The sequence below is a fragment of the Dyadobacter sp. genome, from assembly GCF_051859145.1.
Taxonomy (GTDB): domain Bacteria; phylum Bacteroidota; class Bacteroidia; order Cytophagales; family Spirosomataceae; genus Dyadobacter.
The window spans coordinates 1-11,344 of record NZ_JBHYGF010000087.1; the positions used below are offsets into that span (position 1 = coordinate 1).

General features: G+C 45.2%; 11 protein-coding genes. 9 read left to right on the forward strand and 2 right to left on the reverse strand.

The genetic code is table 11. From position 1 onward, the window contains the following. Positions 1-120: 120 nt before the first annotated feature. Together ACTIE6_RS06615 and ACTIE6_RS06620 are read right to left on the reverse strand one after the other, a co-directional pair. On the reverse strand, positions 121-735 hold the full coding sequence (locus ACTIE6_RS06615; protein ID WP_439555883.1) for a hypothetical protein: 615 nt from the start codon (positions 733-735) through the stop codon (positions 121-123). 84 nt (positions 736-819) lie between these two features. After that, on the reverse strand, positions 820-1,446 hold the full coding sequence (locus ACTIE6_RS06620) for a DUF502 domain-containing protein (RefSeq protein WP_439555884.1): 627 nt from the start codon (positions 1,444-1,446) through the stop codon (positions 820-822). Positions 1,447-1,548: 102 nt separating this feature from the next. Between ACTIE6_RS06620 and ACTIE6_RS06625 the strand changes: the two genes are divergently transcribed. From ACTIE6_RS06625 to ACTIE6_RS06665, 9 genes are all read left to right on the forward strand, one after another. Beyond that, entirely contained in the window at positions 1,549-2,628 is a 1,080-nt protein-coding gene (locus ACTIE6_RS06625; RefSeq protein WP_439555885.1) for an Ldh family oxidoreductase, read from the forward strand. 53 nt (positions 2,629-2,681) lie between these two features. Next, positions 2,682-3,719: an endolytic transglycosylase MltG gene (mltG, locus tag ACTIE6_RS06630; RefSeq protein WP_439555886.1), complete on the forward strand. Its 1,038-nt coding sequence runs from the start codon at positions 2,682-2,684 to the stop codon at positions 3,717-3,719. A gap of 1 nt (position 3,720) precedes the next feature. Continuing rightward, on the forward strand, positions 3,721-4,131 hold the full coding sequence (locus ACTIE6_RS06635) for an acyl-CoA thioesterase (RefSeq protein ID WP_056281404.1): 411 nt from the start codon (positions 3,721-3,723) through the stop codon (positions 4,129-4,131). 8 nt (positions 4,132-4,139) lie between these two features. Beyond that, complete coding sequence (locus ACTIE6_RS06640; protein ID WP_439555887.1) at positions 4,140-5,072, forward strand: YihY/virulence factor BrkB family protein; 933 nt, start codon at positions 4,140-4,142, stop codon at positions 5,070-5,072. A gap of 120 nt (positions 5,073-5,192) precedes the next feature. After that, a complete protein-coding gene (locus ACTIE6_RS06645) occupies positions 5,193-6,185 on the forward strand; it encodes a glycosyltransferase (protein WP_439555888.1) in 993 nt (330 codons plus the stop codon). Between the two features lie 30 nt (positions 6,186-6,215). Then, positions 6,216-6,842 (forward strand): L-threonylcarbamoyladenylate synthase, encoded by a 627-nt coding sequence (locus tag ACTIE6_RS06650; RefSeq protein WP_439555889.1) that lies wholly within the window; start codon positions 6,216-6,218, stop codon positions 6,840-6,842. A 154-nt stretch (positions 6,843-6,996) separates the two neighbouring features. After that, positions 6,997-7,605, forward strand: a complete 609-nt coding sequence (locus ACTIE6_RS06655; RefSeq protein ID WP_439555890.1) for a WbqC family protein — start codon at positions 6,997-6,999, stop codon at positions 7,603-7,605. A gap of 65 nt (positions 7,606-7,670) precedes the next feature. Next, on the forward strand, positions 7,671-10,208 hold the full coding sequence (locus tag ACTIE6_RS06660; RefSeq protein WP_439555891.1) for an ATP-dependent Clp protease ATP-binding subunit: 2,538 nt from the start codon (positions 7,671-7,673) through the stop codon (positions 10,206-10,208). 164 nt (positions 10,209-10,372) lie between these two features. Further along, on the forward strand, positions 10,373-11,344 hold a 972-nt coding region (locus ACTIE6_RS06665; protein WP_439555892.1), incomplete at its 3' end, for an alpha/beta hydrolase-fold protein.

Below are 11,344 nucleotides of genomic sequence, written 5' to 3' on the forward strand. Positions count from 1 at the left end.
CTTTTTGAAGCGACCAGTTGGATTTCTGCTTGAACAGGTTTTTGCGGGGGGCTAACAAGAATAGATTTCACTTTCAAAAAATCAGATTTCAATTAAATGCGGCAATGCTGCGCGCATTGTTCAATATGTTTCCAATACTTTCAGCTTGTTCCGGTTGTTGATTTTCAGTGAAGAAAATGTGAGCCGGTAACACACATATCCTGCGACCATCATGGAGCCGCCAATTATGAAGGATGAAGCGTCAGTTGTAAAGCGTTTGTTATCCATGCCTTTGTTGAAGAAGTCGGCACCGATAAAAATAAGTCCGGCGAGCGGGAGCAATGGAGCTGCCTGGGATATGAATGGAATGTTCCGTGAGACTTTCATCAGCCGCACATCTTTCAATAAAATTTCCTGATAGTCAACGCGGTTTACTGCTTCATTTAAGATTCCAATGGTAAATGAACTATCGGAAACACTTGAAATAGTCTCGTTGAATTTGATGGTTTCATTCCGCATTCTGAACTTGATATTGTCGCCGGGAAAGAAGCGGTAGCGGTGAAAACCACCAATGGCTGGGGAGGCATCGAGGACGAGATATTTCTGTCCCGGGCTGGCAATCGCCCTGCTTGTGTTTCCCTGTTTTAAAAACAATTCCTCACTTGTTGGCGCTTTCCGGGGATCATAATGGTCTTGTGACCAAGCTGTCAGATTCCCGAAAACAAACAAAAAAACGATAAGCAGCAGCTTTCTCATAGCACAAAAAGAATGTTTCAAATATAGGGAATCATTCTCTTAAACGGGCAGAAGTGTTGCAATGTTGCCTATTTAAACTGCGGCTCAATCCTCTTCCTCAGGCGTTTCCTCCTTGGAAACTTTGACCGAAACTCCTCCGGAAACGATCATTTTCATAATATCCGTAGACGAGGATTCGACGGGTACAATCTGGTCGGCGGGCACGATGAAGAGTTCTCCCGACAATGAATAGGAAAAGGGCATGTAAACGGCAACGTGATCCGTTATTTTAAGGTGAGTGAGGTCATTTTGAGTAATAAACCCAATCTTTTTGATTCCGGTATCTTTATAAATGGTAACCAGGACAGGCTGGTTAAACTTCTTTTTGTCTCCTACAAAGGCCAGGATCAGGTCTTTGATAGAATAGTAGATCAGACTTACCAATGGAATGCGCCGCATGATTCCTTCGGTGAACTTGAAGAACGATTGCGGAATGATCGTCGAGAAAAGGAAGCCAAGTAAAATGATCCCGAGTATGATGATCAGCACACGCAGGCCGGGCAGGTACACCGACTGCTGGTTGGAAATCGGGATATCTATGGGAATGATGTTGTCGAGAAACTCAACGCCTGTCCATATAATAAGTCCGGTAGCATAAAGCGGCGCAACAAGTACGAGCCCGCGGATGAAGTAGCTGATAATCCTTTTCAGGATAGAATTCTTGATTTCCATTTTTGGACGAAGCCAAACGAATTATTGATATTTGCACGCCGGCAGTAAAATCAGACTGACAACTACGGTAAAAATAAACAGAAGTTCACTCATTTGACGTATATGTATCAGGCCAGTTATTTGAAACATTTTACCGAGGAAGTATTCCTGGCAATCGGCTGTCCGCCCGAAGATGCGAAACTTGCCTCGGAAGTACTGGTAAGTGCTGACCTGCGCGGAGTTGATTCTCACGGGATAGCCCGGCTCGCCGGCTATGTGCGCCTGTACGATCACGGTCGTCTGAATCCCACTCCCGAAGTAAAGGTTGTTTATGAAACGCCTAGTACGGCAGTTGTGGACGGAGATCGCGGGCTAGGGCTGGTGGTAGCGCCAAAAGCGATGGAAATTGCAATGGAAAAGGCAGAGAAGGTTGGCTCAGGCTGGGTTTCGGTGCGCAACTCAAACCACTTCGGAATTGCCGGGTACCACGCGATGCTGGCATTGCAGAAAGATATGATCGGCTGGACAATGACCAATGCGGCGCCGCTGGTTACGCCCACTTTTTCTCTGGATAAATTGCTCGGCACAAACCCGATTGCGGTTGCGGTACCTGCGCAGGAAGAACCCGCATTTGTGGCAGATTTCGCGTCTACTGCTGTGGCTTATGGTAAGTTCGAGATATTGCAACGCAAAAACCTGCCTGCCCCGCTCGGCTGGGCGCAGGATGCAGAAGGAAATGCAACCACAGATTCCAATGCAGTAAAAAGTGGCGGCGGATTGTTGCCGCTGGGATCGGACAGGGAGCATGGAAGTCACAAAGGATATGGGCTGGGCGCGATTGTGGATATTTTTTCAGGTGTACTTTCGGGTGCTAACTTTGGACCCTGGGTGCCGCCGTTTGCCACCGCCGGCTTTATGTCTGCCGGAGCAGGCGTTGGTCTGGGTACCGGGCATTTCCTGGGCGCAATGCGGGTAGACGGATTTCGTCCTGCCGACGATTTTAAGAAGGATATGGACAAATGGATACGTGCATTCAGAGGCGCGAGGGCAGTAGAAGGACAGAAAGTACTGATACCTGGTGATCCTGAGCGCGAAATGGAGGCGGACAGGAGCGTAAATGGAATTTCCTTGCTGGAACCGGTCGTTTTGTCACTGGATGAACTTGCCAAAAGGTTCGGTATTCCTTTTGAGATTAACTTATAAATACAAAAAGAGCAGCCGAAAGCCGACTGCCAAAAGCTGACAGCCTTATCACTATGTCACGTAATTTCAAAGTAGGATTGTTCGTCACGGTCGCCATTCTGGCCACGACCTTTTCATTTTATTTTTGGCAAATATTCAAAACGCCCAATTTGCAGGTAGATAAGCAGGCAAGCTTTGCATTGCTGATCCCGGAAGGTGCCTCTTATGAATCTGTGCTGGATACGCTCAACAAGCACGATGTGATCAATGACCACATTTCCTTCCGGTTTTTGGCCAAGTTTTTGAAATATCCTGAAAAAGTAAAAGCGGGTAGGTACGTAATCAAGCCGAACAGCAGCAATTATGAAGTTGTGAAAAAACTGGCTTCCGGTAGTCAGGATGCGGTTAAGCTTACTTTCAACAATATCAGGCTGAAAGAAGATCTGATCAAAAGGATCGGCAGTCGCTTTGAGTTTGGTGAGGCTAATTTCAGGAAAGCATTAAACGACCCAGCTGTTTGCAACAAATACGGGCTCGATACGCTCACGATCGTTTCCATGTTCCTGCCTAATACTTATGAGATCTACTGGACTACCGGAACTGAGAAATTCCTTGATCGCATGCATAGCGAATACAAGAAGTACTGGACCGACGAACGCATTGCCAAGGCAAAAGAAATAGGGTTAACACCGGAGCAGGTTTCGATCCTGGCTTCCATTGTGGAAGAAGAGCAGGCCAGAAAAGTAGATGAGCGCCCACGCGTTGCCGGACTTTACCTGAACCGCCTGAAAGCCCAAATGCCTTTGCAGGCAGATCCTACCATCAAGTTTGCATTGCAGGATTTTGGTATTAAACGGATTTTGAACGGACAGTTGCTCATTAAGTCTCCATACAATACTTATATCAACACCGGACTTCCTCCCGGACCAATCCGCGTAGCAGACCTGAAATCGCTGGATGCGGTGTTGAATTACGATAAGCACGATTACATTTATATGTGCGCCAAGGCAGATTTGTCGGGATACCATGCGTTTGCAACCAATTACGCCGACCACCTCAAAAATGCGCGGCTGTATCAGGCAGAATTGAACAGACTCCAAATCCTTAAATAGCATGTTTGTTCACGAAGTGAAAGGGATCAGGGTCAGGTATGCTGATACTGATCAGATGGGGTATGTTTACTACGGAAATTACGCCCGCTACTACGAGATTGGAAGGGTAGAAGCGCTTCGCAGCCTTGATTTTCATTATAAGGCAATGGAAGATGAAGGGGTAATGATGCCCGTTTACGACTGTCACTCACGCTATCTGAAACCTGCCCGGTACGACGATCTGCTCAGTATCAAGGTAACAATCCAGGAAATGCCCGGCGTGCGCGTCCGGTTTTTGTATGAAATAAGAAACCAGCTTGATGTTTTGTTGAATACCGGGGATACTACGCTGGTATTTCAGCGAATGGACAATGGTAAATTGTGCACGGTTCCTGAAAAACTGAAAGCCAAGCTGCAATCGTACTTCGAATAAATGATGCCATGGGAAATATGCTTGAAAAGCTGCTGCAAAACCGCCAGATCAAGCGATTTGTTACTTGGTCTCAACATACGACGCCCGTAAGAGGCAGAGTGTCGCTTTACGATATCGTGCTCAATCTGGTCAAAAGCAATCGTAAATACGACATTGACCAGCGCGCTTCGGCTGTGGCTTTCAGTCTGACACTTGCACTGTTTCCAGCAATTATCTTCCTATTTACGCTCATCCCTTACATTCCGATTGAAAACCTGGATCAGCAGATTATGGAGTTGCTGCGGGAGAACATTCCAAGCGGGATTTATGAAGATGCGGATCAGACTATCATGGATATCATCAGCAGGCCCAGGGGAGGAGTTCTTTCATTCGGTTTTATCTTCGCGGTAATTGCCTCTACGAATGGGATGATGTCGCTGATGCGCTCATTTGATATGGTTTACGAAGACGATGAGATCCGGACTTTTCTGCAAATCCGGGGTATTGCCATCGTTCTTACCTTGCTTTTACTACTCGTATTGTTTGTGTCTGTGATCTTGCTGATTGTTGGTGATGCAGTCATGAACCTGGTGTCGGAGTGGAACATTGTGAGAGACAATTTCCTATTGATTTCACTGAATATTACGCGTTACCTCGTCAGTTTGGCATCTTTAATGCTTACAATTTCCATTATCTACCGTTTTGCTCCTTCGCACGGTAGGCAGGTCGCATTCCTGAATGCTGGCGCTATCGTGGCTTCGGTACTTATCCTGGTCGCTACTTACGGGTTCTCATTTTATCTCTCCCGTTTTAGTTCTTATAACAAGCTTTACGGTTCCATTGGTACGATGATCGCCCTGATGATCTGGCTGTATTTGCTCGCATTTGTTATCATTCTGGGTTTCGAGATCAATGCGAGCATTCTGGCTGCGCGGACTTCCAAAGCGAACCTGAAAGACTAATCTGCCGGAAAATAACTACTTCCGTTGCCTCTGCTTATTGTTCCTACTTTTGTACCGGAAGGCGCGCATTCAATATCAACAAAAGCGCCGTCGTGAGCTAAGCCGCACTATGAGGGTAAGATGAAACAATCAGAACAGCCATTGGTTACGGTAATCCTGACCGTATTTAATCAGGAACAGTACTTAGAGGAAACCCTCAATTCGGTCTTTTATCAGACTTATCCCCTCATTCAGCTGATCGTTGTGGACAATGCAAGTACCGACAAATCCTTGCATATTGTCGAGCTATTCCGTCGCAAGGCACCTGCATTCCAGGTAATTACCAATACTTATAATGCGGGATTGTGCCGCGCATTTAATCAGGGACTTCAACTTGCACAAGGAAAATATGTGATTGATCTGTCGGGAGATGATATTCTTCTGCCCGAGCGGATTGAAAGGCAGGTTACCTGTTTTGAAAGCTTGTCTGAGGACTATGCGGTGGTTTTTTCGAATGCACAGTACATTGATCATGCAGGAAAAAAGCTGAACTACCATTATCCGGTTAACCAGCGCGGGCAGGCACTTAGGCAGGTACCTTCGGGAGATATTTACAAAAAGATCCTCGAAAGATACTTTATCTGCACACCTACGATGATGATGCGGAGAGAGGCATTGACCCAGCTTGGCGGATATGACGAGAGCCTGCTATTTGAGGATTTCGACTTTTGGGTAAGATCGGCTGTGCAGTTTAAATACCATTACCAGGACGAAATCCTGACTAAAAAACGAATAGTACCTGCGTCTCTTGCCACAAAGGTTTACCAGAAGAACAGCGGCATGCTCGCTTCTTACTATGCAGTCTGCAACAAAGCCTATGATCTGAACCGCGACCAGCAGGAATTTGACTTGCTTGCCCGGCGGATCCGGACTTTTATCCGCAAATGTCTTTATGCGCAGGAGTACGAGCTTGCATTGCGTTTCAGGCGTTTACTAAACTATATAGAGAATCCAGGCTGGCAAACTGAGCTGATTGTACTGCTCTGCCGACTTCACCTACCGGTCAATTTCGCATACCGTTTTTACATCAAAAACTTAAAAAAAGCATTCTGGCAGGAAGGTTTTAGCTTTTAACGTTGTTAGTTAAAAAAGCCCAGAAGTTTTATGCCTGCTGAATTCATTAAAATATATCCTCAAAATCCAGACGAAAGGCGCATTCGCCAGGTTGTTGATTGTCTCAAAGATGGTGGTCTTGTGATTTATCCTACCGACACGGTTTACGGTCTTGGCTGCGATATTTACAATACCAGAGCGGTTGAGCGGATCGCGCGGATCAAGGGAATCAAGCCTCAGAAAAACGACTTTTCGTTCATTTGCTACGATCTGAGCCACATTGCAGATTATGCGCGTGTAGGTAATACTGCATTTAAAATCATGAAGCGGGTACTTCCCGGACCTTACACTTTCATTCTCGACGCGACGAGCAATGTTCCCAAGCTTTTAAATACAAATAAAAAAACTGTCGGAATCCGGGTGCCAGACAACCTTATTCCCCGTTTGATCGTAAAAGAGTTGGGAAACCCGATTGTTACAACGTCCATTAAAGACGATGACGAAATCATCGAGTATTCTACTGACCCTGAGCTGATTTTTGAAAAGTTTCAGCATCAGGTGGATATGGTTGTAGACGGAGGTTATGGCGGAAATGTTCCGTCCACAATCGTAAAGGCTGATTCCGAAGATTTTGAGATTGTGCGGGAAGGTTTGGGTGATATCAGTATTTTTTCCTGAGTGGAAATTGTAAAGATCTAAGGCAGTATTGAACATTGCTGACTGCGCAAAATAATTATTATAAATTTTTTGATAATATCGACAGCCTTTAGCATATTTGGTAGTGTCAGAATTGGAAGTAAATAGTGCTCAGAATCGGGCGGTTAAGTTAGAATTGCAGTACCTACCTTGCCTGGAATACTTTACCTGCATCCTGCAACACGAACAGGTTTTGATTGATATCGAGGAGAGATATGTGAAGCAGACTTTCAGGAACCGGTGTAGTGTACTTACTACCAATAAGATTGACGTATTGACGGTCCCTGTCAAAAGTTACGAAGCAGCCAGCCCCACAAAAGACATTTTGATTGATTATAACCAGGAATGGATCAGGCGACACCTGGGTTGTTTGAAAGCCGCCTACGGAAAGTCTCCGTTCTACGAGTTTTATGCACCCGAACTAATCGATACTTACTATAAAAAACCAAAATTCCTGGTCGATTTAAATGATGATTTATTGACAATTTGTCTGAGGTGGGTAGGAGTCAAAAAAGAAAAAAGGTACATTTTGTCAGGTGAGCGGGATGAAGATAATGGTATTTTGAATGCTATCTCGCTGATTAACAACAGAAAACAGCAGAATGCTTTCACATACTATAAACCAGTACCTTACTATCAGACTTTCGGGAATGGTTTTGTAGGTAATTTGAGTATAATCGATTTAATTTTTAATATGGGGCCGGAAGCAAAAAGTGTTTTGTTAAGATCCTGTGCATCTCGATAAAGCTATTTGAACAAACGGGGATCAAGTAGCGTTAATGATTTTAAAACACTTTTTATTGCTGCACAATGGAAGCAAAATTTTCGAATAGAGTGAAGGAAGTAATTTCAATGAGCCGGGAAGAAGCCCTCCGACTTGGCCATGATTACATTGGAGCCGAACACTTGTTACTTGGAATGATTCGTGAGGGAGATGGTGTGGCGATTGGTTTGCTTAAAAAACTCGGCGTTTCGTTAGATGATGTTCGTCAAACAATAGAGCAGGCAACGAAAGGCGCCGCAACCAATAACGTCAAGAATTTACAGAATATACCTTTAACCAGGCAGTCTGAGAAGGTGCTTAAAATTACCTATCTGGAAGCCAAAATATTCAAAAGTACCCTGATCGGCACAGAGCATTTACTGCTTTCTATACTCAGGGACGAGGATAACGTGGGCACGCAGATATTGAACAAATTCAATGTTAACTACGAAGTCATTAAAGAGATGCTAGAATATCAATCATCTGGATCCAGACCTCACATGGGGCCGGAGACCGAGGACGGAGACGACGAGGCAAGAGGCGGCATGTTTGGTGGCGGTGGATCTTCATCCGGAAAAGAATCAAAAGGAGCTGAAAAATCGCGTACACCGGTTCTTGACAATTTTGGTCGCGATTTGACCAAAATGGCTGAGGTTGGCAAGCTTGATCCTATCGTAGGCCGCGAAAAAGAAATCGAGCGTGTTGCACAAATTCTTTCGCGCCGTAAAAAGAACAACCCGATCCTGATCGGTGAGCCTGGTGTGGGTAAAACTGCAATTGCAGAAGGACTTGCATTGCGGATTGTTCAGAAAAAGGTATCACGTGTGCTTTTTGGAAAACGCGTTGTTACGCTTGATCTGGCTTCTCTGGTGGCAGGTACCAAATACCGCGGGCAGTTTGAGGAAAGAATGAAAGCTGTGATGAACGAGCTGGAAAAATCACCGGACGTAATCCTGTTCATCGACGAGCTGCATACTATTGTAGGTGCAGGCGGCGCTTCTGGTTCACTGGATGCTTCGAATATGTTCAAACCTGCATTGTCGCGCGGAGAAATCCAATGTATCGGTGCTACCACACTTGACGAGTACCGCCAGTACATTGAGAAAGACGGCGCATTGGCCCGTCGTTTCCAGATGGTAATGGTAGATGCTACTTCGATTGAAGAAACTATTCAGATCCTTGAAAATATCAAAGATAAATACGAGGATCACCACCACGTAAATTATACACCGGAGTCGATCAGCACTGCTGTGAAACTTTCGGAAAGATATATCACTGACCGCTTCCTGCCCGACAAAGCGATTGACGTTTTGGATGAAGTAGGAGCGAGGGTTCACATCAGCAACATTACGGTACCTGAGGATATCCTTTTGCTTGAAGAGCAGATCGAGAATATCAAACAGGAAAAAAACAGGGTTGTAAAAAGCCAGAAATACGAGGAAGCTGCGCAATTGAGAGATCGTGAAAAGAAATTGATCGATCAGCTGGACCGCGCTAAACTGGCCTGGGAAGAAGAAACCAAGCAGAAACGCTATACAGTTACCGAGCAAAACGTAGCTGAGGTAGTAGCGATGATGACGGGCATTCCGGTTACAAATGTATCCATGGACGAAGGCAAGAAATTGCTGAATATGGCCGACGAGCTGAAAGGTAAGGTAATTGGCCAGGATCCTCCGATTGAAAAACTGGTAAAAGCGATTCAGCGTACCAGAGTTGGTTTGAAAGATCCTAAAAAGCCGATCGGTTCGTTCATCTTCCTTGGACCAACTGGTGTTGGTAAAACGGAGCTTGCGAAAGTACTCTCAACTTACCTGTTTGATAAAGACGATTCACTGGTTCGCATTGATATGAGCGAGTACATGGAGAAATTCAGTGTATCTCGTTTGGTTGGAGCGCCTCCGGGATATGTGGGTTACGAAGAAGGTGGTCAGCTGACAGAGAAAATCAGAAGAAAACCTTACAGCGTAGTTCTTTTGGATGAGATCGAAAAAGCGCACCCGGATGTGTTTAACATTCTGCTGCAAGTGCTTGACGACGGTATTCTGACAGACGGTTTAGGTAGAAGAGTGGATTTCAGAAATACGATCATTATCATGACTTCAAACATCGGAGCACGTGATTTGAAAGATTTCGGAACAGGAATCGGTTTCTCTACCAAAGCGAAAGCTGAGAATCAGGATGAAATCATGAAAGGTACAATTCAGAGCGCACTCCGTAAAGCATTCTCTCCGGAGTTCCTGAACCGTTTGGATGATGTGATCGTGTTCAACTCACTGCAACGTGAAGACCTGCACAGAATCATCGATATCTCACTTGGCAAATTGTTCAGCCGCGTGAAAGGTCTGGGTTACGAGATTGAATTGACAATTGCTGCGAAAGATTTCCTTTCTGAAAAAGGGTACGATCCGCAATACGGAGCCCGTCCTTTGAACCGGGCGATCCAGAAATATCTTGAAGATCCCGTAGCAGAGGAAATCCTGAAAGGTGACCTGCGCGAAGGCGATGTACTGGTTGCAAATCACGAGGAAAATAGTGAGCAGCTTGTGATCACAGTTCGTAAAAAAGAAGAAGAGCTGGCTAACTAAGTAGCTGGTTTGCAATATAAAGCTTAGTAACAAAGAGGCAGGTCGAGAGATCTGCCTCTTTTTGTTTACAAATATTAACAATGCCGCATTAAAGCATTTTTCGAATTGCTGCGTTCACATTATGAATTGGGTTATATTTAACCATTGAAAATTCAAATATGCAGATGAAAAATCGCTTTACTCAGATTGCATTCCTCGTTGCTTTTTGCCTGCTGGTTTCGGTACCTGCAATACATGCTCAGAAATATGCGAGCGGTCCACAAGTACTTACATTCCACTCCGATGCGGATGATACTGATCAGCCTTACGGATTATACCTACCTCCGAACTACGATTCCACAAAAAAATATCCGCTAGTAGTAATGCTTCACGGCGCTGGCTCTAATCACAGGCTCGCATTGCGCCGGGTTTTTGGTAAAAGCAATGCAGAAGGTGAAACTGATGTGGAAGCTTCCCGCTACTTTCCCAAATGGGAGGATGTTGATTTTATTGTAGCGTCGGCTTACGCGAGGGGAACTGCGGGTTACCAAGGTATACCTGAAAATGACGTTTATGATATGCTCGACGATGTAAAACGTCGCTTCCATGTGGATGAAAACAAAACTTACCTCACTGGCTTGTCAATGGGAGGTGGTGGCACTTTGTGGATTGGTCTTACGCGGCCGGATATCTGGGCTGCCATCGCGCCGGTTTGCCCGGCACCGCCAGCTGGTACATTTGATCTCGCCCCGAATGCATTGAATTTCCCAGTACACTTTTTTCACGGCGATGCCGATCCGGTTGTGCCGGTTGATGGTACGAGAAAATGGGTTACCCACTTGCAGGAAATGGGTGTGGAAGTGAGTTATAAAGAGTTTGTGGATGTAAAGCACGACAGCTGGGTGAGCGCGAATGATAATGAATTTATCTTCGAATGGTTTGGCCACGCAGAACGTAATCCGTATCCTGACCGCGTGCGGTTTGTCAGTAAGCTTTATAAATACAACAAATCCTTTTGGGTCACTTTTGACAAAATGATTTACGGTGCATTGGCGGACATAGATGCCAAGTTTGCTAAGGCTAATGCAATTCAGATCACAACCAAGAACCTGGAAGGTTTCACATTAAATCTTAAAAACCACCCGAAGTTCAAGCCG

Coding starts and splice junctions, on each gene's coding strand:
- ACTIE6_RS06615 (WP_439555883.1), bottom strand. CDS start 735: ATGAGAAAGCTGCTGCTTATCGTTTTTTTGTTTGTTTTCGGGAATCTG.
- ACTIE6_RS06620 (WP_439555884.1), bottom strand. CDS start 1,446: ATGGAAATCAAGAATTCTATCCTGAAAAGGATTATCAGCTACTTCATC.
- ACTIE6_RS06625 (WP_439555885.1), top strand. CDS start 1,549: ATGTATCAGGCCAGTTATTTGAAACATTTTACCGAGGAAGTATTCCTG.
- mltG (WP_439555886.1), top strand. CDS start 2,682: ATGTCACGTAATTTCAAAGTAGGATTGTTCGTCACGGTCGCCATTCTG.
- ACTIE6_RS06635 (WP_056281404.1), top strand. CDS start 3,721: ATGTTTGTTCACGAAGTGAAAGGGATCAGGGTCAGGTATGCTGATACT.
- ACTIE6_RS06640 (WP_439555887.1), top strand. CDS start 4,140: ATGGGAAATATGCTTGAAAAGCTGCTGCAAAACCGCCAGATCAAGCGA.
- ACTIE6_RS06645 (WP_439555888.1), top strand. CDS start 5,193: ATGAAACAATCAGAACAGCCATTGGTTACGGTAATCCTGACCGTATTT.
- ACTIE6_RS06650 (WP_439555889.1), top strand. CDS start 6,216: ATGCCTGCTGAATTCATTAAAATATATCCTCAAAATCCAGACGAAAGG.
- ACTIE6_RS06660 (WP_439555891.1), top strand. CDS start 7,671: ATGGAAGCAAAATTTTCGAATAGAGTGAAGGAAGTAATTTCAATGAGC.